The 25,984-nt window shown below is 55.5% G+C and carries 25 protein-coding genes; 18 read left to right on the top strand and 7 right to left on the bottom strand.

Annotated features, from left to right (window positions below):
* Window positions 1–41: 41 nt before the first annotated feature.
* Both GFN93_RS01980 and GFN93_RS01975 read right to left on the bottom strand, forming a co-directional pair.
* Window positions 42–455 carry a DCC1-like thiol-disulfide oxidoreductase family protein gene (locus GFN93_RS01980; RefSeq protein ID WP_153498752.1) on the bottom strand — a complete coding sequence of 138 codons (414 nt, stop codon included), beginning with the start codon at window positions 453–455 and terminating at the stop codon, window positions 42–44.
* 224 nt (window positions 456–679) lie between these two features.
* A complete protein-coding gene (locus tag GFN93_RS01975; protein ID WP_007149147.1) occupies window positions 680–886 on the bottom strand; it encodes a cold-shock protein in 207 nt (68 codons plus the stop codon).
* Window positions 887–1,127: 241 nt separating this feature from the next.
* Here GFN93_RS01975 and GFN93_RS01970 point away from each other — a divergent pair, with 241 nt between their 5' ends.
* The 6 genes from GFN93_RS01970 to GFN93_RS01945 all read left to right on the top strand — a co-directional run bounded on the left by GFN93_RS01970 (window position 1,128) and on the right by GFN93_RS01945 (window position 6,179).
* Window positions 1,128–1,532: a YidH family protein gene (locus tag GFN93_RS01970; protein WP_208993708.1), complete on the top strand. Its 405-nt coding sequence runs from the start codon at window positions 1,128–1,130 to the stop codon at window positions 1,530–1,532.
* A 78-nt stretch (window positions 1,533–1,610) separates the two neighbouring features.
* On the top strand, window positions 1,611–2,177 hold the full coding sequence (locus GFN93_RS01965; protein ID WP_328594131.1) for an NUDIX hydrolase: 567 nt from the start codon (window positions 1,611–1,613) through the stop codon (window positions 2,175–2,177).
* Between the two features lie 96 nt (window positions 2,178–2,273).
* Window positions 2,274–2,876 (top strand): lysophospholipid acyltransferase family protein, encoded by a 603-nt coding sequence (locus GFN93_RS01960; protein ID WP_153498750.1) that lies wholly within the window; start codon window positions 2,274–2,276, stop codon window positions 2,874–2,876.
* Window positions 2,877–3,272: 396 nt separating this feature from the next.
* A complete protein-coding gene (locus GFN93_RS01955; RefSeq protein ID WP_153498749.1) occupies window positions 3,273–4,109 on the top strand; it encodes a GNAT family N-acetyltransferase in 837 nt (278 codons plus the stop codon).
* Between the two features lie 53 nt (window positions 4,110–4,162).
* On the top strand, window positions 4,163–5,404 hold the full coding sequence (locus GFN93_RS01950) for a phytanoyl-CoA dioxygenase family protein (protein WP_194285730.1): 1,242 nt from the start codon (window positions 4,163–4,165) through the stop codon (window positions 5,402–5,404).
* Window positions 5,405–5,522: 118 nt separating this feature from the next.
* A complete protein-coding gene (locus GFN93_RS01945; RefSeq protein ID WP_153498747.1) occupies window positions 5,523–6,179 on the top strand; it encodes a cation transporter in 657 nt (218 codons plus the stop codon).
* 52 nt (window positions 6,180–6,231) lie between these two features.
* Here the strand turns inward: GFN93_RS01945 and GFN93_RS01940 are convergent, their stop codons facing one another.
* Window positions 6,232–6,660, bottom strand: a complete 429-nt coding sequence (locus GFN93_RS01940) for a hypothetical protein (protein ID WP_153498746.1) — start codon at window positions 6,658–6,660, stop codon at window positions 6,232–6,234.
* A gap of 132 nt (window positions 6,661–6,792) precedes the next feature.
* Between GFN93_RS01940 and GFN93_RS01935 the strand changes: the two genes are divergently transcribed.
* From GFN93_RS01935 to GFN93_RS17255, 3 genes are all read left to right on the top strand, one after another.
* The gene (locus tag GFN93_RS01935; RefSeq protein WP_153498745.1) at window positions 6,793–7,650 is read left to right on the top strand and encodes a PA4780 family RIO1-like protein kinase; all 858 of its coding nucleotides are present in this window, start codon (window positions 6,793–6,795) and stop codon (window positions 7,648–7,650) included.
* A 397-nt stretch (window positions 7,651–8,047) separates the two neighbouring features.
* Window positions 8,048–8,359 carry a hypothetical protein gene (locus GFN93_RS01930; protein ID WP_153498744.1) on the top strand — a complete coding sequence of 104 codons (312 nt, stop codon included), beginning with the start codon at window positions 8,048–8,050 and terminating at the stop codon, window positions 8,357–8,359.
* A 264-nt stretch (window positions 8,360–8,623) separates the two neighbouring features.
* Complete coding sequence (locus tag GFN93_RS17255) at window positions 8,624–10,198, top strand: sphingomyelin phosphodiesterase (RefSeq protein ID WP_208993707.1); 1,575 nt, start codon at window positions 8,624–8,626, stop codon at window positions 10,196–10,198.
* A gap of 52 nt (window positions 10,199–10,250) precedes the next feature.
* Here GFN93_RS17255 and GFN93_RS01915 read toward each other — a convergent pair whose 3' ends face one another.
* A complete protein-coding gene (locus GFN93_RS01915) occupies window positions 10,251–11,186 on the bottom strand; it encodes a sterol desaturase family protein (RefSeq protein WP_153498743.1) in 936 nt (311 codons plus the stop codon).
* Between the two features lie 80 nt (window positions 11,187–11,266).
* Between GFN93_RS01915 and GFN93_RS01910 the strand changes: the two genes are divergently transcribed.
* The 7 genes from GFN93_RS01910 to hchA all read left to right on the top strand — a co-directional run bounded on the left by GFN93_RS01910 (window position 11,267) and on the right by hchA (window position 18,102).
* The gene (locus tag GFN93_RS01910) at window positions 11,267–12,310 is read left to right on the top strand and encodes an AraC family transcriptional regulator (protein WP_194285729.1); all 1,044 of its coding nucleotides are present in this window, start codon (window positions 11,267–11,269) and stop codon (window positions 12,308–12,310) included.
* A gap of 141 nt (window positions 12,311–12,451) precedes the next feature.
* Complete coding sequence (locus tag GFN93_RS01905) at window positions 12,452–13,195, top strand: helix-turn-helix transcriptional regulator (RefSeq protein ID WP_153498742.1); 744 nt, start codon at window positions 12,452–12,454, stop codon at window positions 13,193–13,195.
* 87 nt (window positions 13,196–13,282) lie between these two features.
* A complete protein-coding gene (locus tag GFN93_RS01900) occupies window positions 13,283–14,200 on the top strand; it encodes an alpha/beta fold hydrolase (RefSeq protein ID WP_153498741.1) in 918 nt (305 codons plus the stop codon).
* Between the two features lie 16 nt (window positions 14,201–14,216).
* On the top strand, window positions 14,217–14,681 hold the full coding sequence (locus tag GFN93_RS01895) for a hypothetical protein (protein ID WP_153498740.1): 465 nt from the start codon (window positions 14,217–14,219) through the stop codon (window positions 14,679–14,681).
* Between the two features lie 136 nt (window positions 14,682–14,817).
* Window positions 14,818–15,546 carry a hypothetical protein gene (locus GFN93_RS01890; protein WP_153498739.1) on the top strand — a complete coding sequence of 243 codons (729 nt, stop codon included), beginning with the start codon at window positions 14,818–14,820 and terminating at the stop codon, window positions 15,544–15,546.
* 144 nt (window positions 15,547–15,690) lie between these two features.
* Window positions 15,691–17,094: a hypothetical protein gene (locus GFN93_RS01885; RefSeq protein ID WP_153498738.1), complete on the top strand. Its 1,404-nt coding sequence runs from the start codon at window positions 15,691–15,693 to the stop codon at window positions 17,092–17,094.
* A 126-nt stretch (window positions 17,095–17,220) separates the two neighbouring features.
* Complete coding sequence (gene hchA / locus GFN93_RS01880; RefSeq protein WP_153498737.1) at window positions 17,221–18,102, top strand: glyoxalase III HchA; 882 nt, start codon at window positions 17,221–17,223, stop codon at window positions 18,100–18,102.
* A gap of 58 nt (window positions 18,103–18,160) precedes the next feature.
* Here hchA and GFN93_RS01875 read toward each other — a convergent pair whose 3' ends face one another.
* The gene (locus GFN93_RS01875; RefSeq protein ID WP_235901620.1) at window positions 18,161–18,607 is read right to left on the bottom strand and encodes an MAPEG family protein; all 447 of its coding nucleotides are present in this window, start codon (window positions 18,605–18,607) and stop codon (window positions 18,161–18,163) included.
* A 55-nt stretch (window positions 18,608–18,662) separates the two neighbouring features.
* On the opposite strand from GFN93_RS01875, the gene GFN93_RS01870 reads away from it, so the two are divergent.
* Together GFN93_RS01870 and GFN93_RS01865 are read left to right on the top strand one after the other, a co-directional pair.
* Entirely contained in the window at window positions 18,663–19,085 is a 423-nt protein-coding gene (locus tag GFN93_RS01870; protein ID WP_153498736.1) for a tetratricopeptide repeat protein, read from the top strand.
* A gap of 45 nt (window positions 19,086–19,130) precedes the next feature.
* Window positions 19,131–19,724 (top strand): RNA polymerase sigma factor sigma-70 region 4 domain-containing protein, encoded by a 594-nt coding sequence (locus GFN93_RS01865; protein WP_153498735.1) that lies wholly within the window; start codon window positions 19,131–19,133, stop codon window positions 19,722–19,724.
* Window positions 19,725–19,876: 152 nt separating this feature from the next.
* Here the strand turns inward: GFN93_RS01865 and GFN93_RS01860 are convergent, their stop codons facing one another.
* Together GFN93_RS01860 and polA are read right to left on the bottom strand one after the other, a co-directional pair.
* Window positions 19,877–22,981, bottom strand: a complete 3,105-nt coding sequence (locus tag GFN93_RS01860) for an SIR2 family NAD-dependent protein deacylase (protein ID WP_153498734.1) — start codon at window positions 22,979–22,981, stop codon at window positions 19,877–19,879.
* A 32-nt stretch (window positions 22,982–23,013) separates the two neighbouring features.
* The gene (gene polA, locus GFN93_RS01855) at window positions 23,014–25,767 is read right to left on the bottom strand and encodes a DNA polymerase I (RefSeq protein WP_153498733.1); all 2,754 of its coding nucleotides are present in this window, start codon (window positions 25,765–25,767) and stop codon (window positions 23,014–23,016) included.
* Window positions 25,768–25,984: the final 217 nt, after the last annotated feature.

Here is a 25,984-nt window from a genome sequence, read left to right as displayed (position 1 = left end):
AATCAATACAATGTCGTGACGGAAGAGCTCTGCTCGACGTGTCATGAATCGATTTTGCTACGCCGCAATGTCCAAAGCAGGGCGTTGCGAAGGGTTTTTAGAATGGGATAAAGAAACCCGGTCAAGCGCCTCGATTGAAACAGGCACGCAGTCGCCCGGTTGAACCACCCAGACCGGTTGGCCAGCAGGGCCATCTGGTGAATCGCATCAGCACCGTGAAAATAGCGGCCGGCATACACCAGTACCATGCCATCATCCAGGGGCATGCCCTGCAGCCGTAAATGCGCCACCCACTCGTTTGCTTCCCTCGCATTAATCAGCTCTACCACGCCAACAGCATCGCGGAAGCGCACAAAGCGGACATAGTGACGGCAGGCCGGGCAGTCACCGTCATACACAAGGTACGTGCGGGCCGTATCCAGCGTCGGTGTGGTATTGGCTTGGGCATCACTCATCCCGGAAACATAACAGGAAGTCCCTGTAATGCTCTCAAGAAATTCTGCTGGATGAAGATCGGGTGCCAAGTGAACCATGGCCTGGGAGGTGATGCGGGAGAGGAGGCTTGGGGTTTGTCATGGCCAGGGCCAACGACATTGGCGCCTTGCGCTGTCTGAGAGGGGCTGGGCGGCAGGCACAAAAAAAGGCGCCCGAAGGCGCCTTTTTTTACTGGAACAGTTGCTTACAGAGCAACAATGTTCTCAGCCTGCGGGCCTTTCGGGCCCTGAGTCACGGTGAACTCAACTGCCTGACCTTCGGCCAGGGTCTTGAAACCGGAACCAGTGATGGCGCTGAAGTGAGCGAAAACGTCCGGGCCGTTTTCCTGCTCCAGGAAACCAAAACCTTTAGCTTCGTTGAACCACTTAACGGTGCCTTTAACTGTAGACATAGCAATATTCCTGAGAATGAAGTTTATAGGTGTAGCTGAAAAACGGTGACTTGGACTTCAGGACTGCAGGACGAGTTATACAGAGAAAACAACGAAATGGAGTACGTGATTCAAGCGCAATCTTTTAGCTAACTGGTAAGGTATAGGTATTCTGCGTGCCTGTCCATCTAAATTCATGATATCGGATGGTCGGTAACCGCTCGCGGCGTTGCCCATGTGTTGTGCCGCTGGCGGCTTCGCTATGCTGATGACACTGTACCCGGAAGGTGAAACGACCATGTCAGAAGAGAAAGACCCCCGAGTCCTGTTTGCGGCAGAGCGCACCCTGCTGGCCTGGAACCGCACCAGCATTGCGCTCATCGCCTTCGGCTTTCTGGTGGAACGGTCCGGCATGCTGATGCAGATGCTGGCGGCTGAGTCACCAGACCGGCTGCCACAGAGCATCACGGTGCTGGTAGGGCTGCTGTTTATTCTGATCGGCGCGGGGGTGGCGATCTTTGCGTCCCGCCAGTACGCGCGCTTCCTGTCGACGCTGAAACCTTCAGACTTTCCAGAAGGGTATGCGGCCCGCTGGGGTATCGTGGTCAATGTGGGCGTTGCCCTGCTGGGGATGCTGCTGGCAGTGGCGCTGTTCCTGGCGCAGTAGGTTCTGGCGCGACTGGCGCGGAATGTCTGGCGGGTTCAGTGCTAAGCTTGGTGGATTACTAAACTGCAAGGTGTTTGTGTGCCTGATCTGGCCTGGCTAAAGAAGGTTCGTCCACAGAAACTGCCGTTTCGGCGTCATGTGACCCGTGCGGCAGTGGCGCTGGTGCAGCGCGATGATCCCGGGCAAGAAGCATTGCTGTTTATCCAGCGGGCGCGCCGGGAGGGGGATCCCTGGTCGGGTGATATGGCGTTTCCCGGTGGCCGTCTGCAGGCCAGCGACACCTCCAGCCGTGACACCGCCATGCGCGAAACGCGGGAAGAAACCGGCCTGGATCTGTATGCCGGAGGGCGCTACCAGGCCCGCCTGTCTGACCTGCTCACTCGTCACCACAGCCGTTGGCGCCCCATGGTCGTGACCCCGCATGTGTTTCGCTGGCAGGGTGATGCGGCTCTGACCCTCAACCACGAAGCCCGTAGCGGGGTATGGATACCGCTTGATTACCTGTCGGATCCGGTGAATCACTCCACCCTGCCGGTGAATACGCCGCTGGGGACGCTGACCTTTCCCTGCTGCCGCTATCAGGATTACTGCATCTGGGGGCTCAGCTACAGCATGATGCAGGAGTGGCTTGCTCTGGCCGGTTGATAAAAGATTCCACTGGGAAGATGCCCCCTTACTTTCCCTCAATGCGCAAACCGGTTCGGATCGGTACACTTCATTTTTTGCATACCAAAGGCAGTCATGTCGTCATCACAGCTATCTAGAAAGACGCGTACCCCGCTGGCTCAGATCATCGCTCAGGCCTTGTTGCGCCTGGCTGGCTGGAAAGCGGGCCCCTTCCCGGATATTGATCGAGCGGTCATCGCTGGCGGCCCGCATACCTCTAACTGGGATGGTGTCATTGCACTGGTTAGCCGTTCGGCCCTGCAGAAAGATGTGAACATCATGATCAAGCACAGCCTGTTCAAGGGGCCGCTGGGCTGGCTGCTGCACAAGCTGGGCGCCATGCCCATCGAGCGGGGGCGGGCTGGAGGCGTGGTCACCCAGACCGTGGCTGAGTTCAAGAGGCGCGACAAGCTCCTGATCGCAGTAACGCCGGAAGGTACCCGCAGCAATGCGGCGGAATGGAAGCTTGGTTTCTATCACATCGCCAAACGCGCCAACGTGCCGATCATTCTTGCCTTGGCCGATTACGAGAAGAAGACCTTTTCGTTTCCGGTAGTCATTTATCCCGGTGATGACATGGAGGCAGACCTGGAGGAGATCTATAAACATTTTTCCGGTGTGACTCCCCGTCACCCGGAAAAGTTGTCCGCTCCAGTTCGGCGCCACTATACCGGCTGAAAAGATCAGAGAATGCGTATCAAAATAAAGGCGCCGCGGATGGCGCCTTTGTTTTGTCTCAGTGATCAGTGTCAGCAATTTTCGCACAGCTCGTTTTGGTTGGCGGGCAGTCAGGCAATAGAGATTTCAGGCTCGAATCGCTTTGCTGGATAAAAGCCTTTTCATACAAATGCAAGGTTATAAACTTTTCCTTAAATGAGGCATTGTTATCCGGGTCATAATCATTGTTAAAAATGGCATTATTGAATTTTTTCTGATTTTTGCCTTCAGCCAATCTTGACGCAGAAATTCACCTGTAAAAAAATCCCGTTCCTTCGTTTTTCCGTTTTCAGATTTCTGCCTGAAAAAAGGTGGTTGTCAAAAACAAATGCCGTATAAGGCAAAAAGGAATGGGGAATGGACAAAAAAATAGTAAAAGAAATTATTCCTGAATGTGCACGGAAGTTCTCCTTCGGTAAGTACCGTTACTATATCTTTAACAAGCCGGATCTTGTTTTTAGTGACAATCATAAGATGGAGCTCTTCGAGTTCACTGCAAAACTGATCCAGGAAACCTTCGAGAAAGAAGACCAGAGCTACTTTCGATCAAGAAAAAATTATTTTGGTGATATTGATCAGTACTGGCTGGTACTTGACAAGGGAGGTGAGGCGGTCGGTTTCTGTGGGGTCAAGAAGTTGTGTTACGAGGGGCGGGATGCCATCTATCTGGATACTGTCAACATTGCCAGAGAGCACCAAGGTAACGGCATTGCTTCGATTATGGTTTGCCTGACCTGGCTACTGAACTCCATTAGCTCAAGAAGTTTTGTTCCCTTTGCCATGCGCACACAGAATCCTGCGGTGTACAAGAGCATCATTCGTATGGTTGAGCCTAATGTGATTCCTGAAATTGATTATGTGTGCGAAAGAAAAGTGCGCCAGCGGATCTATGGTTTCGCCAGATATGTCGCTGAGATGATGTCAAAAGGTGCGGAGGTGGATTACGACGAAGAAACCTCGGTTTGTCGATCTGCCTATGGACGAAATCTTTATCGCAAGGGCTTTCGCTTTTCCAGTGAAGACAGTGTGACACGATATTTTGATGCGGTGCTCAATCGTGATGCAGGTGACACCATGATGGTGGTGGTATGGCCACGAGTGACGCCTTATCGCTTCCTGAGAATGCTGGCGCTAATGGTGCCCAGGTCGGTGCCCGTGCCCATGCTGAAATCATCTCGAAGTAGCCAGGCATGACACCCCTGTTTCATCCCTTTCCATAAAAGAATAACAACTGCATGGAGTTACCCGTGTTTGATCACTATGACATCAAGGAAGACATGATGCGTGGCTTCGAGCCTCTGGAGGCGATTCTGGATCGACAGCCACTGAAGGGGGTTAATGCGTGGAAGTTGAAACTGGCGTCAGTCGTATTCTCCTTGCTCAAGTATTCGTATTCTCCGGTAAAAAAACTGGTCGGAGCTGATGTAAATATTACCGAAGGCATGGAAGACAAGCGCAATCTGGGTATGCGCATCCGCGGGCATCGTCGGCAGGAAACGGATGGTGGTTATTATCTGAGTGAAGAGGAGGTAAAAACCTTCATCAGAGATGGCATTCTTGGCCCTTATCCGCTGCTTTCTGCCTCCCACGCCGATGCGCTGAAGGCACACATCTATGCACTTCAGGCAGGAGACTTTGGCGGTGAAATGCTTTTTGGCAATGCTCGGGCGCGAGACGTATTGAAACGCCACGGCATGTGGAACCTGAATTACAGTGGCTTGTATCAGGCCCTGCGTTACCACGAGCTGTGGGATGTACTTTCCGCCAAGCCGATTACACAACGAATGGCCAGCCTGCTGGGCGATAACCTCCTTTGCTGGCGTTCCCAGTTCTTCGAAAAGCCACCGGGTGCAACGGGGACATTCTGGCATCAGACCGGAACCTTCCGCGAATCATCGATCAGGCCCAAGCTCGTGCCTACCCGTGACACGGATGAGAGTATGGTGCAACTGACGGCCTGGGTGGCATTGACAGATGTGACTATTGATAACGGCTGTATGCGTTTTGTTCCTGGCTCCTATCGGGATGGTCGCTTTGAATATCTGACCTACCAGATGAAGCGTCATGCGACCAATTATCTGATGACACTGCCACGGAAAAAAATCGAACGATTAATCCATGCAGCGCGATTCACGGCGGGTAACTTTGTCAAAGTGCAGGCCGCCTATGAAATGATTCTCGACGAAGTGCCCGATCTGTTCGATGGATTTGAAACCCGCTCTATGGAGATGAAGGCTGGGGAATTCATCATTTTCACCTCGCTTAACACCCACGCCTCTCACCCCAACATCACCACCGACGATACCCGGTTGGCCTTTGCCGGACGCTACACCACCACAGATGTGAAGGTGTACAACGGTTTCAGGAAAGATGTTTGTGCTACCCCGGAAGGTGAAATCCCCTTTGATGTCTCCCGCTGCGCATGCATGCAAGTGATGGGCGAAGACCACTACGGTTATAACCAGATTTTGTCACGACCGCTGCCGTGATGCCGCTACTGGGTAGCCAGATTTTCTCCCGGGCACTCCGATAGCCCTATACTAGATGCAAGGCCTGTCTGTGGAGTGGGGCCCTTGCCACCGTATTGCCAAACTCTGGGAGTGATCTATGTCCGGCTGTGACTGCAGCTTCGAAGCCAACAACCGTGATCAGCGCCGGGTACTGAAGATCCTGTTGGCGATCAATGCGACGATGTTTGTCATCGAGCTGGTCACTGGTTGGCTGGCCCAGTCCACCGGGTTGCTGGCGGATTCCCTGGACATGTTTGCCGATGCGGCGGTTTATGCGATCAGCCTCTCCGCCGTTGGGGCCGTCATGAGCCGCAAGGTGCGGGCGGCCCGCGTCAGTGGTGTGCTGCAGGTGCTTCTCGGCCTGGGGGTAGTGATCGAGGTGGCCCGCCGGTTCTGGTTTGGCAGCGATCCCGAGGGCACATTGATGATTGCCATTGGTGCTCTTGCCCTGGCGGCCAATGTGACCTGCCTGGCCCTGCTGGCCCGCCACCGCGATGGCGAGGTGCACATGCGCGCCTCGTGGATTTTCTCTGCCAATGATGTGCTCGCCAACCTGGGCGTATTGGCTGCCGCCGGTCTGGTGATGCTCACCGGGTCGCGGCTGCCCGACCTGATCATTGGCGCCTTGATTGCCGCGATCGTGATCTACGGCGGCATCACCATTCTGCGTGAGGCGGGTGAGTCGGCGCAGGCGGATGCCTGTGATGATGACAAGGCGGCTTGCGATCTCGAAAACCATTCCGGCGAGGGTTAGCCGGCAGGCGCAAGCAGGAGAGAGGCTCCCCTCTTTCCTGCCATCATCCGTTTTAGTCTCGCACTATCTTGCCACTGCAAGGGTAATGCTGATTGGTCTGCACCTCGCTGACGGCGGCATGGGTGCCCATCCGGGTGTCCTGGTTCTTCTGGTAAGGGCTGGGCATGGCGTAGGCGCTACCCTGTTTGACGCGCAGCATCTTCCCGTTGGTCCCCATGCTGAAGAAGAACTCCTTGCCACCGGAGTTAGGCGGGCAGGAAGTCCTGCCGCTGTTTTTCGGATAGAAAATCACGGGCTCGCCGTCCTTGACCATCACAAAGCGATAATTCTCTGGTGTACGCGCCGCATAGCCGTAATATCCATCATCCAGCGCGGTTTCCAGATGGTAGCTGAGCGTTTCTTCGGCGTGAGCCGGGCTGTCAATAAACAGGGCAAGCAAAAACAGGCGAGCCAGGTTCGAAATCTTCAGAAGCGCACTCATGGATCAGGTACTCTTGGCGAGAGATGGTGATCCAGTATTATTGAGCAAGTGGATCCTGTCATACCCAACATGGGGGAGTCGCGGTGAAGGCCGGGACAAACCACAAACGCGCAAACAACCGCAAAGGAGCCCATGAAAACCCCAAAACGCCTCCAGCCCCTGGTCGATGATGGCCTTGTCGACGAAGTCCTCAGCCGCCTCATGAGTGGCAAGGAAGCGGATGTCTATGTGGTGCGCTGTGGCGATGAGGTGCGTTGTGCCAAGGTCTATAAAGAGGCCATGCAGCGCAGCTTCAAGAAAGCCGCCCAGTATCAGGAAGGCCGCAAGGTCCGAAACTCCCGCCGTGCCCGCGCCATGGAGAAGGGCTCCAAGTTTGGACGCGAGCAGCAGGAGAAGGTCTGGCAAAGTGCCGAAGTGGATGCCCTGCGTCGTCTGGCGGATGCGGGCGTGCGGGTGCCCCGCACCTACGGCATGCTGGAAGGGGTGTTGTTGATGGAGCTTGTCACCGATGAAGCCGGTGATGTGGCGCCACGGCTTGGCGAGGTGGTCATGGATGCGGAGCAGGCCCGCGAAGATCACCGTCTGATGATTCGCTATATTGTGCGCATGCTGTGTGCCGGCCTGATCCATGGGGACCTGTCCGAATTCAACGTGCTGGTGGATGAAGATGGGCCTGTCATCATCGACCTGCCCCAGGCGGTGGACGCCGCCGCCAACAACAATGCCCGCGCCATGCTCGAACGCGATGTGAACAACATGCGGCGCTATTACTCCCTGTTCGCCCCGGAGCTGGCCGACACCCGCTACGCCAAGGAAATCTGGGATCTCTACGAAGGCGGTCTGCTGCATCCGGATGCGGAACTCAGCGGTGATGCCGAAGAAGACACCCACGAGGCCGACGTGGATGACGTCCTGGCTGAGATCAAGGCGGCCTTCGAAGAAGAGGAAGCCAGACGCCAGCGGGCGAGGGACGCCGATTCGCCGGACTGACCTCGCTTTCCAGGGGCCGGGCAGAGCCAGCCCCCCCCCCTCATTTCATTTCCTGTTATCCCCCGCCAGGCTCGCGCTAAATTTCGGGTAGACGAGAAAATCTGACGAGCGGTTTTTGCGGCCTGTGGAAGACGCAAAACCTTTGAGTTTCAAGGCGGTCCCTCTCTCCGATAAACGGTCACTGGCGCACGAAATACGCTGGCGTAATCCGCATTCCTACAAGGTGTAGGAAATGGCGTACAACGGAATGGTGAAGGGTTGGCTAGGATTATCTGGCGACAACGTGAGGCAGTAAGGGAAGGGATGTTTTCAGGCACTGCCGGTTTGTCGCTGGGGATGGTCCGGGAGGGTCCGGGGCATCCAATACTCAGGATGAGCCAAAGCACAGGGGGTGCATATGAATCGGTTATTGGTGGTTACCGTGGTTGGGGTGTTGTCACTGGGCGGGGTTGCCCATGGCGAGAGTGTACAGATGAAAAAAGCCGTGGATAGCTGTATTGCAGAAACCATGGCTTATCAGCGCGAAGGGCTGAGTGACAGGGAGCGTCAGGTGCTGGAGACCCGTGTTAAGCAGGAGTGCAAGCTGATCGTTCAGCGCGAGTGTAGCAACACAGCAAGCCCGCTCTGTCAGCACTTCTCGGGCATGCAACTGGCGGATGTTGATCAGGGGTTTTCGCGGAACACCGTGCATGCGACTTTCCGGCCCTGATCGGGTTGAGACACCGGCCATCTGGCCGCGCACCTGAATGTCAGTGTTTCGGAATTGAAGCGAAAGGGCCGCCATGCGGCCCTTTTTCTTTGCGGCCTGTGCCGGTTGTGGAGGCATTTGTCGCCCCTGAGGCGTCATATGTCACCCCGGTATCTTTCTACCTGTGCGGTATAAATTAAAACGATCGTACCAATTTGGCGATCGCGTGTACCGTGCCGGCCCGCAATGTGGGCAACCATAACAACAAGATACCCGAGTCCCATTATGAGAATAATCAAGCCGCTCACCCTGGCAGCGCTCCTGCTTGCCAGTTTGTCCCCCCATGCCCAGGCCAACCGCCCCGACATCCGTGTGATGGGCTACAACATCATGCAATTGCCGGTTCAGGACTGGGATCAGGATGCCCGTGCCGACCATCTGGCTGACGCCTTGCGCACCTTGCCGGCCCTGCCGGATGTGATTGGTTACTCCGAGGTGTTCACCGATTACGCCTACGGCAAAGTCACCGGCATGCATGAATACAACTACGCCACCCCGGTACTGGGCCTGACCTGCTCCGGTGGTGGCTGGAATTCCATCAGTGGTCCCTGTTCCAACATGATTGGTGTGGTGCGCGGTGGCGTCACTGTCGTATCCCAGTACCCGATTCTGGAACAGCACGCGCTGGTGTTTGCCAACTATGTGCCCAACTCCTGGGATGCTCAATCCAACAAGGGCGCGGTGTACGCCAAGATCGAGATGGGGGGGTACAACTACCATGTAGTCGCGACGCATCTGCAAGCCACCCATGATGAAACCGACGACACCGAACATGGTGTGCGCATGGCACAGTTGCAGGAGATTCACGACTGGCTCGACAGCTTCAACATCCCAGCCGACGAGCCGATCATTCTGGCCGGTGACATGAACGTGCCGTTCAGCCTGTCCAGCCAGGTCAGTGAAATGCTGTCCGTGTCTGAGGGTGCGATGAATTTCCCCAATAACGATGGCTTTGGTTCCTATCCGGAAAACAACTGGATGTCCCGTGCCTACAACTATTACTGGGGTTACGACATGTGCTACGACGACACGCTGGATTACGTTTTCCATCGTGACGATCACCTGCAGCCCGTGACTACCCCGGAAATGGATGTGATTGCCCTGAAGAGCCCGAACAGCTGGTACTGGTCTTACCTTTACGGCAACTGGCCGTTGTGTGGCGGTTCCACCTGGCATAACGGTTACACCACGGACATCTCGGACCACTACCCGGTCATGGCCACTTACCGCTATCCGGAAGATAACAATCCTGCGCCGGTGGACAGTGACAACGATGGCCTGACCGATGACGAAGAAGCGCTGCTCGGCACCAATCCGGCAGTTGCGGACAGCGACAATGATGGCCTCGACGATGGCGCGGAAGTGAACACCCACAGCACCGATCCGCTGAATGCCGACACCGATGGCGATGGCTACAGCGATGGTGATGAAGTGACGGCGGGCAGCAATCCCCTGGATGGCAACGATCCCGCCTCTGCAGTGCAGCAAGTCAGCGGAAGCTGGGCCAGTTCAGGTGGCAAGAGCACCTCCAGCAGTGGCAACCCGCATTATCAGCTGACGCTGGGCCAAAGTGGCACGGTGACTCTGGATCTGACCTCCAGCGTGGATAACTACCTGTACCTGCTGGACAGTAACGGGGTGATTATCTCGGAAGACAACAACAGTGGCGGCAACAAGAACGCGCGAATTACCGTCAGCCTGGCGGCGGGAAACTATGACGTGGTCGCGGCCACCAGCCGCCCGAACAAGTCTGGCGGCTTTACTCTCTCCGTTAGTCAGGGCAGCCTCAGCGCCCTGTAACCTCAAGGGCGATGCGTGTTCTCGCATCGCCCGCTTTTTCTTTCTTTTGAGATCATTGCACCGCGTTGTCGGGCTGGGGTGACGGCAATTCTCCCTTCTGTTCGGTCGGTGGGGCTGGCTCGGGTCGTTGCCATTCCGGTGTGGCCCACAGATGTTTCAAGCGCAGCCACAGCGGGCCCGGCTTGGCCATATCCCTGAACAGTGCGATGAACTCATGCAGCGTCAGGGTGATCGGGTTGTAGCTGTGGATCTGGCGGGTGATGCCGTATTCCGGCGGCAGGTCATCGCGCTCTTCCACAAAGGTGCCGAACAGCCGATCCCAGATAATCAGGGTGCCGCCGAAGTTACGGTCGATGTATTCCGGGTTGCGGCCGTGGTGCACGCGGTGGTGTGACGGTGTGTTGAGGATGAACTCGATAGGGCGCGGCAGCTTTTTCACCCACTGGGTATGAATGAACCACTGGTAGGAGAGGTTCAACGCCAGGGTGAACAGCCCCCAGGCAGGATCAAAGCCCAGCCATACCGGCGGCACGAAAAACAGGAACAGGCCACTGAAGGCATACAGGGTGCTCTGCCGCCCGGCGGTGGTGAAGTTCATGTGCTCCGAGGCGTGGTGTACCACGTGGGTGGCCCAGAACCAGCGCACCTTGTGGGCGGTTACGTGGTAGGCATAAAACAGGAAATCCACCATCAGGAACAGCAGAACGAAGGTCAACGGGGTAATGCTGATGTCCATCAGTCGGTGGCTGTACACCCAGTTCAGAATGGCGAACACAAACAGGGCATTCACCACCACTTCCAGCAACACATAGCTGGCGCCCAGCGTCATGCTGGCGAGTGAATCCTTGAGGTTGTAAATGCCGGTGCCACGGAAACGCCAGGCTTCAATGACGATAGTGAGGCCGAACAGCGGCATCATGGCTACCAGTAGCAGCTCCTTGATGTCGGCGTTCTGGTAGGTCGTCACGGCAAAGTCGATCAGGTTCATGTTGCTCCTCCCTGTGGGCATCGGGCCTGCTAAATCAGGTTTCTGATGGTGCCATGCTAGGCAATGGCAACATTTCGTGATTGACGAATCATGCCAAGCTGTTATCCAATCACGCCATGAAGGCAAACTATCCCGATCCCACCGCGATTCGTGTCAACGGCTCCTATGCCCGTGTGCTGCTGGACTGGCTGGACCAGCACCAGCTGAATGCGCCTACCCTTCGCGCCGCGGTGTCACGACTGGGGCCGGGCGAGCAGGTGCCCCTGTTCCAATGGCTGGAGTTGCTGCGGCGGGCCTGGGAGGTGCACCCCGGTGATGGCCGTGGGCTGGAAATCGGCGCCTGTATCACCCCGGATCATGTGGGGGTGCTGGGCTATCTGGTGCAAGCCAGCGACAACCTGGGCCAGGCCCTGTATGCCTACCAGCGCTTCGAGTCCCTGTTCTACGGGGTGCAGATGGCGGAGGTGACGATAAAGGCGGACCAGGCCGAGATCGGCTGGCCCCGGTTCGGCGGCCTGAGTCTGGGCTTGTTGGTGGATGAGACTGCCATCTCGGCATTGATCAGCTTTCTGCGCAAGATCGTCCCGGACGCCCCCAACCCTGCGGAAGTGACCTTCTCGTCCCCGGCCCCGGACAATCCCGCGGTGTATGAGGCCTTCTTTGGCTGTCCGGTACGCTTCAATGCGCCCTATGTGTCGGTGCGCTTCCCGGCGGATTACCTCAGTATCCCCTTGCCTACTGCCAATCCGGCCCTGCGCCAGATTCTCGACCGACAGTCCGATGCTCTCTCCAATGCGCTGCCGGGCAACGACCCCTTCGCCTTTCAGGTGCAGCAGGTGTTCCTGCGCCTGCTGCCGGATGCACGGGTATCGCTCAGGGAAGTGGCCAGCGAAATGGCCATCTCCGTGCGCACCCTGCAACGCCGCCTCTCACAAAGCGGCCAGACCTTCCAGGGCCTGCTCGACCGTACCCGCCAGGAGCTGGCGCAAAGCTACCTGCGTGATCCGTCCCTTTCCCTGTTCGAAATCACCATGCTGCTTGGCTTTGCGGAGCAGAGTTCATTCAACCGGGCGTTCAAGCAGTGGGTGGGGGTGTCGCCGGGGGCCTGCAGAGGGGGAAGTTGACGCGGGCCATCCCAGCCGCCGCCCCGTCGCGATGCACCGGGTTGCAACCCGTTCGCAGGAGAAGGATAGTCCCAGTGTCGGGGCGCCTCCTCCTTTCGGGTGTCCTCTGCGCGACTGAATGACTGACCGGATGAAACGGCCATGGAAAAAGACTGGAAGCTGGATATCGTTTTTTCCGACAGTGTGGCCATCTTTCGTGGTCATGTGGGCCCCAACAAGCCGCACAGTCACTGGGCATCCCAACTGACCATTGCGGTGGAGGGTGAGCTGGAGTTCGAGGCCGGTAACTCCGGGCGACGCCATGCCCAGGCAGTATTCCTGTCGTCGAACGTGAAACACCAGCTGTATTCCGGTTATGTCTGCTCCATTTACTTTGATCCTCTGGCCCGATCGCCACTCACGGCGCTGGGTGAGCGCAGTGAAGCGGGCTGGGCCGCCTTGACGGCGACAGAGCTGCCTGCCCCCCTTCGCCAGTTGTCCGCGGCCAGTGACCTGCGCGCCCTGCTGGAATCGGACCTGCTGAGGGTGGCACCTTCCGATGCGTCAGCCGACGTGCGCTTTCGGGAGACCGTTAACGAGATCACCAGGCAGCTGCGTGCCGGGAACGATCCCGATCGGGAGGAGCTGGCGGCCATGGCGCACCTTTCGGCCAGCCGCTTTTCCCACTGGTTTGTGGAGCAATCCGGTATTCCGCTGCGCAGTTACAAGAAGTGGCTCAAGCTGAGGATGGCCATGGATGCGCTGCTGGACGGCAACAACCCGATGGATGCCGCCATGCAGGCGGGCTTCAGTGATTTACCTCACATGAGCCGTGCTTTCGCCGAATCATTTGGCCTCACCTATATGGATGCCCTCCACGCTTTGCAGCAAGCCCGGCAACAGTAGCTGTTTCGTTCAATACGTCTCCTGCGTTCATCGCTACGCTTATCCCGAACAGTGGCCGCTGCCATCAGATAGCGATCGGGAGAGCGTATGAATGTAAGAGAAGGGTTTGTCGACATCGAAGGCCATCGTCTGGCATACCTGGCCGTGAATGAGCATCTGGCACAGCCCGACGAGCCCGCGGAAGTGTTCATTCATGGGGTACTGGCGTCGGTGAACTTCTGGCGTGCGGTTCTGCCGGCGGAATATCGCGACACGCGCGCCTGGTACGCCCTGAGCCTCCCTGCCCATCCGCCGTCCACCGCCCCGGCGGACTTTCAGCCGGAGCAGGTGGACGATGCCTGGTTCTACCGGATCATGAACGGGGCCCTGGCACAGCTGCTCAAGGGCCGAAAAGCCATCGTGGTGGGGCATTCTACCGGTGGGTTCGCCGCCCTGAATCTGGCCATTCATCATTCACCCCAGTTGGCGGGCGTCGTCAGCGTTGCGGGTTTTCATAGCGGGCAGTGGGGTGGTGTGGAAGGGTTGCTGGTAAAACTGGCGGCGCTGGGGCAATGGGGGCGGCCGTTGTTTGCGGCCAATCTTGCCATTGCCCGACACAGTCGCGTTGTGCAGAAAACCTTTGCCAGTCTGCTGGCTCGCGATCGCAAAGCGTTTCTGCGTCATCCCCTGAGTCATGCCATGCTCGAGCATCTTCGCACCGATACCGAGGCACAGGATGCCAGGGCCCTGTTCTGCCTGTTTAACGGCATCAGCAAGCTGGAAGTTGGCGACCGGCTGGGCGAGATCCGTGTGCCGTGCCATCTGTTTATCGGCACCCACGATCCGGTGGTGCCCACGTCCCAGTCGGTACTCCTGGCGGCCCGAGTGCCCGACGCGCACACGGAGGTGTTCTGGAATGTGGGCCATATGCCCTTCATGGAAAGCACCGAGCACTTCGCCACCGCCCTGGTGCAGGCGATCACCGATATCCACCAACGCAACCATCGGGCAGCCCCCGCTGCCTGACTCGAGGAGAACCCTGATGAGCTACCCCGAATACCAGGCTGACCTGCAGCGAATCCATGAATCGGAGGTGTACGGCCGGGCGGTGTTTGATACGGCCGCCCGCCTTACCCGTCACCGGGGGCGCAAGGCAAAATGGCTGGCGCTGAAGGCGCTGGAGGAGCAAACCCTGCAGCGCTATCTGGACTACATGGCGCAAACCGGCCAAAGCGTGATTGAGCCCACGGGCTGGGCCTTGAAAGGCAGGGCGGAAGGCGCCGCCCTCGCGGCCATGCCCTGGCGCCTGGCCATGACGCTTGTACGCAATGCCACGGGACCATTCCAGGAGAAGTTCCTGCGCCTGAAGGAGCATGCCAAGGAGGAAGAACGGGCGTTCTTTGCCTATGTGTACGCCCATGAGAAAGCCCTGGAGGCGTTTGCAGAAAAGGAACTGGCCCGGGACCCGGACAGCCTGAAAGCGGTGGAGAGTCTGTTGGCGGGTTGAACGTCCAGCCTCACCGCTGGATAGCGAGTTCTGGTATGGGAATGAGCCGGGATTAATTGCAATTTTTTGCCCTGTGGGTAGATTGGAGCCTGCAAGCCCTCCTGGGTGGAATAAAAAAACAGACAAGGGATTTTCTGTGAAAGCATTATTGGGTGTTGGCCTTGCGTGTGCCTTCTCTCTAACGCTGTGTGCTTGCGGTCCGGACTTCAATGATGCGACAGCGACAGATGAGAGTGAGGGGACGATCGAAATCGAGGCTTCCTCCTGGGAGAGCTTCAATCGCCTTTCCGATGAAGACCGGCTGCGTCAGGCGACCGCATTGCTGGTTATCCGGTATGACATTGATGATCTGGGCAAGGTTACCCCTGTGGTAACACATCGTAAAAGCCGTCTTGGTAATGATAATCCCCCGTATCAGGAGGGGGATGTCTATCTCCCGGAAAGTCAGCAGGATTTTCTCAGCGTGCTGGGTGACGAGCCCCGTCATCTGGGTGACGGTGCGGTGGTGCTGTTTTCCGGTAATCCGCCGCAACCACGTGGGTTTAGCATCATTCGTGATGGTGCGATTGGTGGTGTAAGCAAAATTCCGGTGGATGCCGTGTTGGTAGGGTTTGACGGTGCATCGGTAATTAATGGGCTCCCAGCCGAAGTGCTGACGCTGGAGCCGGACCTGTCAAAGGGCGAAACGGGGCCTGCCAAAATAACACTTTCAAAAGACGAGAAAGATATTCTTGTCCGGATTCTTGAGCGTCGTGAGCTGCGCAATGAGATTGTGCCTCAGGGGGATGAGTATGTCGTTGGGTGGGTTGGTATGGACGAGGACATGATGCAGGTGATGGATGAATTTGATGCTGCCTGCGAATAGAACACTGTGCAGTGTGTGTCGCTGAGCGGAGGCACGGCAATGATTTTGCTCTTGAGACGATTCAGTCTTAAAGAAAAGCGCGATGCGCGGTTAACAAAAAACGATGGCGTGGGTTGCTGCGCCGATAAAGATATAGAGGCACGGATGCTTAAATCATTGTTCGTTCAATCAGGCTGCCTGCTGGTAACAGCATCGGCTTTCCTGTTGAGCGGCTGCGGTGGCAGCAGTTCGTCGCCAGTGCCGTCGACAGCAGCAAAGTCTGCTGACGTGGCGCCAGCGTCCATCGAGTATTTCAATCGGGACACCGGTGAGCTCACAGGCAAGGTGGTGTACGACTACAGCACCGCAGACTTGCTGCGCTCCCGCTATTACGCCCCCGGTGAAGACGGCCTCTGGGGCACCGCTGACGATACCGATTCCCTGTTCCTTGAATGCGAGTATGTGGCCCATGAGGCAGGCGACAATGTTTTGCCGCGTCAGCGGTTTCTACCTGTTCATGCCATAGCCCGCTCACCCACCGGTGCCGCAGCGTTGGCCGCATCAGATCAGCCCGATGGCGAAGCCATGTATTGCCCTCCGCTGGAAGGTCATCGAGTCGCCCGTGAGGAATATTGCACTGGGCCGCATTGTCCCGACGGGAATGGAGGGTATCGGATGGTGCTCTCTCGGGAGAGAGAAGGGAGTGTCGTGACTGATTCGCAAACCCTTACCGCGTATCAGGATGGTGTTGAGGATGGCCTGTTAGGACAGTCCCAACAGGCCATGATCACCCTTGATGAAGAAGGCAGGCCTGAAGCCATAGAGATCGAAGTTCTGGAAACGGACTTTGCGTCAGGGGTGCTCGCTGATGCCTGTGAGACCGGCTCCAATGCCGCTCTTGAGGCGTTGCAGTATCGCAGCTGCAAACTGCTGGACGAAACCATGCGCTACACCTACAGCGACAATGCCATTGAGCGGGAAGTGGATTACTACCACGGCTATGTCTTCAACCACACCGAGCACGGCACGCGCACCCTGGATCGTGATCTCAACACCTATACCGTTGAGATCGACAAGAACTTTGTCTCCGGCGCACCGGACCCGCTGCGGGTGACCTACCAGCTCAACGAGCGCGATCAGGTAACCGGCTCCACCCGCCGGGAAGCCGGTGAAGATGGTGAGCTGGATACAGCCGATGATGTGCTTACCCAGGGCCCGGATTACCACTACCATTCCAATGGCAACCCCATGAGCACCTGGCAGGAGCCGGGGGATAAGGGTGTCCTCTACCAATACGATGCAAATGGGCGGTTGCGCTCGCAAACCGTCTACCCGGATACCTCTGGCGTGCCGTCCGTCAAAAATGATTTTGACTATGTTGATGGCAGGCTGAAGAAAGAGGAGGTGTTTCTTCCTCTTTCACCCGAAGACCAGACCCTGGTCCTGGCGCGACGTATTACCTATCGCGCGGCGGTGGATGGCTTTCCTGCCGGTTTCAATCCCGATGGGCCGCAGTACTTTTCCAATCTCACTCTCTCCGGGTTGCAGCGGCGGTTTGACCTGCCCTAGCTGCTAGCCATGTTCTCACAGCGGACCGGGAAGGGATTGACCACTTTCTGATAAGGTAGGGACACCGCCTCGTCGCGGCCCAGTGTTGCGGGGTGCGGGCAAGGAACCCGGTGATCAGGAGGATTTATGGCTAGCGGCATCAAGGCAATGTTTGGCATGGCCCCCAAAGACGATGGCGAGGGTGGCTTCACGCCTTCCCCTGTGGCGCTGAAGCTGGCCACCAAAAGCAAGACCGATTACGACCACACCGAGTATCCGGATGCCCTTCAGGGCGGCACGGCCAAGGTGCTGATGGTCTGCACCGAAGAGCGCTACATGACCATGGCGAACGGCGTGAAGTTTTCCACCGGCAATCACCCGGTAGAAATGATGGTGCCGCTACTGCACCTGGAAAAAGCCGGCTTCCAGATTGAGGTCTGCACGCCTACCGGCGCACCGGTAAAAATAGAAAGGTGGGCGGTGCCAGAGAAAGACGACGTGGTCACGGATGCCCTGCAACGCTACCAGCCGCAATTCGAACAGCCTCAATCCCTAAAGGCCCTGGTCGCCGCAGGCCTGGAAGATCACGCCGACTACCTGGCGGTGTTCATCCCCGGTGGTCACGGCGCCATGTTGGGCCTGCCGGAGAGTGAAGACCTGCAAACCCTGATCCGCTGGGTCAACGCCAACGACAAACACATGCTCACCATCTGCCACGGCCCTGCGGCCTTGCTGGCAGAAAACCGTGGCGGCGATCCCAGGGACTTCGCCTATCACGGTTACAAGATGGCGGTGTTCCCGGACAGCCTCGACAAGCTCACCCCCAAGTTTGGCTACCTGCCCGGCCCCATGCCCTGGTACTTCGGCGACCGGCTCCGTGAGCAGGGCGTGGAAATCATCAACAAGAAAGCCAATGGCAGCTGCTGCGAAGACCGTAAGCTGATCACCGGGGACAGCCCGGATGCGGCCAATGAATTTGGCAAGCTGGCAGCAAGGGCGTTGCTGGCGGAGGTGAATGGGGCGGGGTAAGCGTTAAGGCGGGAATCGACTCCGATTCCCGCCCGGTTTTATGCTCTTGCTTCGGGAATCAGATCAGCGCAAACGCCAAATACAGCATCAGTGCCACCTGCGTCAGGAATAAGCTGGCGCGGATGAAGACCAGCGGGAAGCTGGTGCCGATTAGATGCACCAGGCTTTGGCCGATGCGCGCGGCCACAATAATCCCGGCGACGGCATTCACGGTAACGATCTGGTCGGTGGCTGCACCGATCAGCACCAGGGCGGCGAACAGCGGCAGGTTTTCCAGGCAGTTCAGGTGGGCCGCCTTGGCGCGAACCAGAAACTCGGGATCATCAACGGGCTTGCCCCGCTCCCAGTGATTGGCGGCCTTCTTGCCGGTGAGTACCAGCGGCAGCCGGTAAGTGGCGTAGCTGAGCGCCAGAATCAGCGTCCAGACGATATAAATCAGTAGTGCAGTCATGCCGGTCATGGGGTGGCCCTTTTTCGCGTAAACTGTCAGCGTGGTCAGGGGCATGTCAAGATCACGTGAAGTGGGTGAGAGTCCCCTGTTTACTTTTGATGGATAGATAATGATTAACACCAAGATATACAAGGCCGTTTACAGCCTGGCTGAGAAGCTGATGGAGGCGGACAGAAAAGGTAACAAGGCGGAATTTGATTCGCTGTATGGCCAGCTCGAGACTATCTGCACGGATAACGAAAACACCGATAAAGACCATCCCGAGCAATGGGAAACGCTTGGCGACTTTACGGAAGATTTCGATGCTGCGCTGGCGCTGTACGAAAAGGCCATGGGAAAGGCGAAGGCGATCAATGCCAAAGATCATCTTGCCTCCATCGGATTGTCCATGGCCCGGCTGCAGGCAGAGCTGGGACAAACCCAGGCGGCGATCAGCAGTCTTGAAGCGGCTAAAGTAAACGCGAACAAGCTGGAAGATAAAGAGCTGAAAGCCGAAATTGATGCGTTGCTTGAGCAGTTATTGGAAGGGTAGAAGTAGGGTTAAGGGTAGAAAGGTGTAAAAAGGGCTGGCTGGGAAATGGGAGGCCTGACCCCGGTTCCTGGTTGCGGGCATGTCTTTCAGGGTCGATACAGCTCGGTACTGGTTGAGAAGCAGGCTTATCTGCTGGAGCTGGCCAGGTATATCGTCCTCAATCCGGTTCGGGCGCGCATGGTCCATACGGCGGAAGAATGGCCATGGAGTAGCTACCGGGGAGCCATCGGCCTTCAGGCCTTACCGGAAGGGGTGAGCACAGACTGGATCCTCGCCAGTTTCGGTGAGAGCAGAGGCGAAGCTATTCAGGCTTACAAGCAGTTTGTCCAGGAGGGTAAGGATCAGCCAAGTCCGTGGGAGGATCTGAAGAACCAGGTCTACCTTGGCAGTGATGCCTTTGTTGAGCAGATGGTTTCAAAACTGGACGAACAGGAAAGGCTATCTGAGGTGCCTGTGATACAGAGGCGCCGAGTGGCGCAGTCCCTGTCGGAGTTGGCTGAAATGGCCCCGGATCGAAATAGTGCAATCATAGCGGCCCATGGTAGCGGTGCGTACAGTATGAAAGAGATAGGGGATTACTTTGGGTTGCACTACTCTCGGGTAAGCAGAATAGTGCGAGGGGCACGGGGCAAGACCTGACCCCGGTTCCGGGGAAATGGGAGACCTGGCCCCGGTGCCTCCTCGGGGCAAGATCTGACTCCGGTCTCCCGCGCTAGGTAGCCTCAAAGAGGCTACCTAGCGGGCACGGGACAAGACCTGAGCCCGGTTCGGGCTTTAAATTTGGGGCAACTTCATCGCGTGAAGGTGATATTTTTTACAGCTGGCCCTTTGAAATTAAAGCCTACCTCGCATTTAACCTTCTCTCCCTTTGCAATTTTGCTTTTGTCACAATTTTTAATGATTGAATGATGGCAGAAAATTAAGTCGTTCAAATTGTCAATTTGTACAAATAAGAATGAGTCATGAGTGCTGTGTATTGAACCGGGAAAAAATGTTGTTCTTCCGGATTCCTTAATTGGTGCAACGATTTCATATTTTTTCTCGGGCGAAACTCGTGCCACAGAAAGATAGTCGAAAATTGATTTTGCTTCTTCCTTTTTTTCTAGTAAGTATAGCTGTCTAGCATGCCAGAATCTTGCAAGGTATCGCTCGTCTCCCTCTGAGTAAGAGCGTTTAAAGTGGGTCTCGGAAAGCTTTATTTTTTCTTCTTCGTCGAACTTTGAGTAGAAATGACCGAGCTCAAAGTTAATAAGCTTGTTCATGGGGTAGTGAGATAAAGATTGTTTTAAGAAGTTCTCAATCTTATCAGTTTGATCCGGTGCAGCTTTTTTCAAGAGCTTGGTGTATCTCATCGTGACGGAGGGCTCGTGGCCACTCTTGGAAACGGCTCTTTCCATAATATCGATGGCTTTTTTGTCCTTGCCTAGTGCTTTATTTAAATTGGCTTCGGCCTCATCGATGTGTTGGTCACTAGGGAAGCGTTGTGATCCAGACTCAATTAAATCTTGAACAATTTTTATTAATTCTTGGATTAGAGATTCAGAGGAATTTTCTTTGGAGAGCTCGTCACTGATCTCGTCGGTATAGATATTTGACAAAAGAGATATAGAGGGAGATCCGAAGCGGCTGTTAATAATCCCTTTCAAAATTGTTTTGGCCTCATTTCTGAACTTGTCCTTCTCGGGGGGCAGTTGAGAAGCGTTGGCTCTTCGCCTGAATATGTTTGCTTTTGTGTGGAGAATCGCGGAGCTTACTCTTCCTTCTTCTGCGTTATCTTCAGATGTGCAGATGTAGCTGTATGCTGCTGATAGATCACAGCCCGCGTGGCGAAGTTCAAATACTGCCATTTGGTGGTAAATATATGACTTTTCTATTAGGGGATTTTCTAGTGCTGCATCATATATGTTTTTAACAAAGTGTTTGTTTCTAAAAGATTGGGACAGTGTTTTTCCTCGTATTAACTGCGATATTGCTTCTTCATCAGATTGGAAGGCGGGGTTTAGTGACTTTATAACTCTAACGATTTGTGAAGATTTTTTTTCTTCCTCATTGAAGACCTGCATAAATAAATTTTCGGCAATTATTGGGTGCCTGGTCTCATAGATGTGATCTCTATGTTTTGAGCTGAATTCAACTTTAACAACTTTTTCAAGGGGAAGGATTAGCTTTTGGCTAAATTCTGTGAAATTTATATTGTTGATCCTGGAGATTAGCCCTGCTCTAACAGGCACTCTAAACTGGTTTAGAGTGGCAATGTCACGATAGATCATCTTTGCTTCTTCTGAAGATATTTTTTCGTACTCATCTAGTACAATATCGGAGAGGCTTCCATTGTCTATAGCCTCATAAAGACCAACAAGAAGTAAGTTGTGGGCAAATTTTGTAAAGAGTTCTTTAACCCTTTCTTCAGTCAAAAGATTTTGTTCAAGTTGCTTCTTTTCTTTTAACTTTGATATGAGGGTTTCGATCTCATGATGTGTTAAGTGGCCTACTTCATACTCAGCTTTTATTGGTGAGCTCAGGTTTTCTCCAAATATATTCCACTCATTTGATCTTGCAGATGTAAGGACTTGAATGTTTGTTTTCTTTGCTTCTGCTAAGCGAATAAGTTCGTTTATTTCTTCAATGTTTTGATATAGTTCGTCGACCACTACGATTGGGTCTTCGATCGCCTCGCAAGCATTTATTAAGAGGAGTGGGTTTACGAAACTTCCAGGTCTGATGTATAAAATTTTCCTTTGGTAGTCATGTGCTGAAGACCAAGAGAATCTTTTTAAAATCACCGTTTTCCCGGAGCCAGCGTAACCTTTCAGCAAGTATAGTTCTGGCTTGTCAGGTTTTTCATCAAGTGCGATGTCGATTAATAGTTGGTCTGTGATGTTTCTATGCGAATCTAAATCTTCGCTAAACGCACCCCATGAGTCATCAAGGCCTCGATAAAATTTTTCAGGAGGTACTTTGTTGCATGGCAATGCCTTGTAAATGTAATCGACATTTTCGTTTATATAGTCTTGAGTGTCTTTGTCTAGTTTGTCGAGACCATTGTTTAGCGATATGCCTCCGCTATTTCTCGCCATGGATAGCTTTCTTTTTTCTGCATCAATATTTTGATCTAAATATTCAATGAGTTTTTCAAATGAATCGTTGAAAACGATGAAGCGCCTAGATTTCCAATAGCTTATCTCAGCAGAGTGAAGCCCTGGCCGTGCGACTACATAAGATGGCCTGCTTATGCTGTTGTCACCTAGATCAAAAAGAATTTGTTGTATGTTGGGGTCTTCAATGTCATAGCCACAAAATATAATGGAGTAATCTCTTCCCCACTCAGAAAGCAACGAAAATAATTGATCACGATTGTTTCTATGTTTGGCATATTCCTCTGAGGCCAAAATGAATGGTATTTCATCATCATTGTCATGATTTATGCAGCCATGAAGCTTGATGATTGGTACTACGCCCCCTGCAGACAATTTCTTTTCGAGGTTGGAGGTGTTTTTTGCTAATACAAGAGGCTTCTGAAGGCTCGATTTTTGTTGTTCGTATGATTTTTCTATGATTGTGTCATAGTTGGTTGTGAATATTGCTTGCCACTTAAACGTTGGAATTTTTATGTGAAATGGTGCTGGAGCCAGGTGAGAAAATAGACTGGTTATTTTTTGTTGGACGCGTTTTAGGCCGACCCCATTCTTGGCCAATTCAGCCACTCGAGAAAGGCTTTTGTCTTTCAACTCCCCGCCAAGATATTCATCGCAAAGTATATCTCGTAGTTGATTTCCGTTAACAGGATCTTGGCCCGTTGTTGAGCTGGCGCCTATTGTTGCTCCTGCTCCCAAGAACAAAATGGTGTTGCCGTTTTTGATGTCTGAAAGTAACCAGTCCGGGATGGTGTTTTCCATTTTGTTTTCCTTAGTTCCCTGTATGATTAAAGTCAATGCGCCTCATCCCAATTCTCCCCAATTCCCGCATCCACAATCAACGGCACCTTCAACTTCGCCGCAGACTCCATGCGCCCCTTCACTTCCTTCACCAGACCTTCCACCTGATCTTCCGCCACTTCAAACACCAATTCATCGTGCACCTGCATGATCATCTTGGCATCAAAGTCGGTGGTCTCCAGCCAGTCGTGGACCTTGATCATGGCCATCTTGATGATGTCCGCGGCGGTGCCTTGCATGGGGGCGTTGATGGCGGTGCGTTCGGCGGCCTGGCGGCGTTGGCCGTTGCTGCTGCGGATTTCCGGCAGGTAGAGGCGGCGGCCGAACAGGGTTTCCACGTAGCCTTGCTCGGAGGCCTGGGCGCGGGTGTCTTCCATGTAGCGTTTTACGCCCGGGTAGCGTTCGAAGTAGAGGTCGATGTAGTCCTGGGCTTCCTTGCGCGGCAGGCCCAGTTGTTTGGCCAGGCCGAAGGCGCTCATGCCGTAGATCAGGCCGAAGTTGATGGCCTTGGCGTTGCGGCGGTCGTTGTCGCTCACGTCGTCCAGGGTTTTGCCCCACACTTCGGCGGCGGTGGCGCGGTGAATATCCAGGCCTTTTTCAAAGGCATCGGTGAGGCCCTTGTCGCCACTCAGGTGCGCCATGATACGCAGTTCGATCTGGGAGTAATCGCAGGCGACGATCTTTTTCCCTTTGGGGGCGAGGAAGGCCTGGCGAATCTTGCGGCCTTCTTCACTGCGCACCGGAATGTTCTGCAGGTTCGGATCGCTGGAGGACAGGCGCCCGGTGGCGGCCACTGCCTGGTGGTAGGAGGTGTGCACACGGCCGGTGCGCTGGTTGATCAGCTCCGGCAGCTTGTCGGTGTAGGTGTTCTTCAGTTTGGCCACGCCACGGTAATCCATGATCACCTGGGGCAGGGGGTATTCCAGGGCCAGTTCCTGCAGTACCGGTTCGGCGGTGGAGGGCGCGCCTTTCGGTGTCTTTTTGATGACCGGAATTTCCAGCTTTTCGTAGAGGATTTCGCCCAGCTGCTTGGGGCTGGCCAGGTTGAATTCCTGCCCTGCGATTTCGAAAGCCTTTTCCTGCAGTTCTGCCATGCGCTTGGCCAGGAACTGGCTCTGGTGCTTGAGCAGGGTGGCGTCCACGTAGGTGCCGTTGCGCTCGATGCGGCTGAGCACCGTGACCAGCGGCAGTTCGATGTCGCGGAATACCTGCGGCAGGCGGCCTTCCTTTTCCAGTTTGGGCCACAGGGTCTGGTGCAGGCGCAGGGTCACGTCCGCGTCTTCAGCGGCGTAGCGGCTGGCTTCGTGCAGGCCCACCTGGTTGAAGGTGAGCTGCTTGGCGCCCTTGCCGGCGATCTCTTCAAAGCTGATGGTCTTGTGGCCCAGGTACTTGAGCGCCAGGGAATCCATGTCGTGGCGGGTGGCCACGGAATCCAGCACGTAGGATTCCAGCATGGTGTCGTAGGCGACGCCGCGCAGGGTGATGCCCACATCTTCGGCGAGCACGCTCATGTCGTATTTCAGGTTCTGGCCGATCTTCTTGATGCTGTCGTCTTCCAGCAGCGGCCGGAAGGCGTCCATGACCAGTTGCTTGTCGAGCTGGTCCGGGGCGCCGGGGTAGTTGTGGCCGAAGGGGATGTAGGCGGCCTTGTCATCCACTGCCACGCAGAAGCCTACCAGTTCGGCGTTCATGTAGTTGAGGCTGGTGGTTTCGGTGTCGAAGGAAAATTCCCCGGCGCTTTTCAGTTTGTCGATCCACTTGTCCAGCTGCGCCTGGGTGTAGACGATGTCGTAGGCGTCGCGGCTGATGCCGGCGCTGGGGGCGTTGTCCTGCACCGTTTCGCTGATGGTTTCCTTGAGCTCGCTGTCGCCGCCCACCAGTTCTTTCAGCCAGCCTTTGAATTCCAGGGTCTGGTAGTAGCCCGCCAGGGTTTCGTTGTCCGGCGCGCCCAGTTTCAGGTCGTCCAGGTCTTCGCTCAGTTCGCAGTCCAGCTTGATGGTGGCCAGCTGGTAGGAGAGGAAGGCCATGTCCTTGTGTTCTTCCAGCTTCTTGCCGAGGGTCTTGGCGCCGCGGAAGCTGAGTTCGGCCACCTTGTCCAGGTTCTCGTAGATGGTCTCCAGGGAGCCCAGGCCCTGCAGCAGGCCGAGGGCGGTTTTCTCGCCCACCCCGGGGACGCCGGGAATGTTGTCCACCTTGTCGCCCATGAGGGCGAGGAAATCGATGATCAGCTCCGGGCCCACGCCAAACTTCTTGATGACGCCGTCGATGTCGTAGAGGGCATCGTTCATGGTGTTGATCAGGGTGACCTTGTCGTTGACCAGCTGGGCCATGTCCTTGTCGCCGGTGGAGATCAGCACCGGTTTGCCCTGCTCGCCGAAGATGCGCGCGAAGGTGCCGATCACGTCGTCCGCTTCCACGCCTTCTTCGATGATCAGCGGCAGGCCCATGGCGCGGATCAGATCGTGCAGGGGCTCTACCTGGGCACGCAGGTCATCGGGCATGGGCGGGCGCTGGGATTTGTAGTGCTCGAACATTTCATCGCGGAAGGTCTTGCCCTTGGCATCGAACACCACGGCCATGTATTCCGGGTCGTAGTCCTTGATCAGCTTGCGCAGCATGGCGGCCACGCCACGCACTGCCCCGGTGGGTTGGCCGCTGGAGGTGGTGAGCGGCGGCAGGGCATGAAAGGCGCGGTACAGGTAGGAGGAGCCATCGACGAGGATGATGGGTTTTTCGGCTGCGGACATGGTGTTCGGCTTCTGCTGGTGGCTGAGTGGAGAGAGTGTAGCGGAAATGGCGGGATTCGGCAGGGGAGAGGAGGAGCGAGTGACGAGTTTCGAGTTGCGAAAAGCAGAGAGAATATGCCCTCAGGAGTTGATACCTGATGGCGATGTTCTTCGGTCGCCAGAATCGCTATGCAAGCATTAGCTCCTACAAAGGGCTCGCTTGCGCGGGATGCCTGGG

This window comes from Alcanivorax sediminis (genome assembly GCF_009601165.1).
GTDB classification, from domain to species: Bacteria; Pseudomonadota; Gammaproteobacteria; order Pseudomonadales; family Alcanivoracaceae; genus Alcanivorax; species Alcanivorax sediminis.
The sequence above is the reverse complement of the archived record's forward strand: the minus strand, read 5'-3'. Positions and strand labels throughout refer to the sequence as shown.

Bases quoted from the DNA above. Each gene is read 5' to 3' on its own strand.
- GFN93_RS01935 (WP_153498745.1), top strand. From the start codon at position 6,793: ATGAAAACCCCAAAACGCCTCCAGCCCCTGGTCGATGATGGCCTTGTC.
- GFN93_RS01895 (WP_153498740.1), top strand. From the start codon at position 14,217: ATGAGCTACCCCGAATACCAGGCTGACCTGCAGCGAATCCATGAATCG.
- GFN93_RS01940 (WP_153498746.1), bottom strand. From the start codon at position 6,660: ATGAGTGCGCTTCTGAAGATTTCGAACCTGGCTCGCCTGTTTTTGCTT.
- GFN93_RS17255 (WP_208993707.1), top strand. From the start codon at position 8,624: ATGAGAATAATCAAGCCGCTCACCCTGGCAGCGCTCCTGCTTGCCAGT.
- polA (WP_153498733.1), bottom strand. From the start codon at position 25,767: ATGTCCGCAGCCGAAAAACCCATCATCCTCGTCGATGGCTCCTCCTAC.
- GFN93_RS01885 (WP_153498738.1), top strand. From the start codon at position 15,691: ATGCTTAAATCATTGTTCGTTCAATCAGGCTGCCTGCTGGTAACAGCA.
- GFN93_RS01980 (WP_153498752.1), bottom strand. From the start codon at position 455: ATGAGTGATGCCCAAGCCAATACCACACCGACGCTGGATACGGCCCGC.
- GFN93_RS01970 (WP_208993708.1), top strand. From the start codon at position 1,128: ATGCTGATGACACTGTACCCGGAAGGTGAAACGACCATGTCAGAAGAG.
- GFN93_RS01900 (WP_153498741.1), top strand. From the start codon at position 13,283: ATGAATGTAAGAGAAGGGTTTGTCGACATCGAAGGCCATCGTCTGGCA.
- GFN93_RS01975 (WP_007149147.1), bottom strand. From the start codon at position 886: ATGTCTACAGTTAAAGGCACCGTTAAGTGGTTCAACGAAGCTAAAGGT.
- GFN93_RS01865 (WP_153498735.1), top strand. From the start codon at position 19,131: ATGGGAGGCCTGACCCCGGTTCCTGGTTGCGGGCATGTCTTTCAGGGT.
- hchA (WP_153498737.1), top strand. From the start codon at position 17,221: ATGGCTAGCGGCATCAAGGCAATGTTTGGCATGGCCCCCAAAGACGAT.
- GFN93_RS01945 (WP_153498747.1), top strand. From the start codon at position 5,523: ATGTCCGGCTGTGACTGCAGCTTCGAAGCCAACAACCGTGATCAGCGC.
- GFN93_RS01915 (WP_153498743.1), bottom strand. From the start codon at position 11,186: ATGAACCTGATCGACTTTGCCGTGACGACCTACCAGAACGCCGACATC.
- GFN93_RS01860 (WP_153498734.1), bottom strand. From the start codon at position 22,981: ATGGAAAACACCATCCCGGACTGGTTACTTTCAGACATCAAAAACGGC.
- GFN93_RS01960 (WP_153498750.1), top strand. From the start codon at position 2,274: ATGTCGTCATCACAGCTATCTAGAAAGACGCGTACCCCGCTGGCTCAG.
- GFN93_RS01875 (WP_235901620.1), bottom strand. From the start codon at position 18,607: ATGCCCCTGACCACGCTGACAGTTTACGCGAAAAAGGGCCACCCCATG.
- GFN93_RS01930 (WP_153498744.1), top strand. From the start codon at position 8,048: ATGAATCGGTTATTGGTGGTTACCGTGGTTGGGGTGTTGTCACTGGGC.
- GFN93_RS01955 (WP_153498749.1), top strand. From the start codon at position 3,273: ATGGACAAAAAAATAGTAAAAGAAATTATTCCTGAATGTGCACGGAAG.
- GFN93_RS01905 (WP_153498742.1), top strand. From the start codon at position 12,452: ATGGAAAAAGACTGGAAGCTGGATATCGTTTTTTCCGACAGTGTGGCC.
- GFN93_RS01870 (WP_153498736.1), top strand. From the start codon at position 18,663: ATGATTAACACCAAGATATACAAGGCCGTTTACAGCCTGGCTGAGAAG.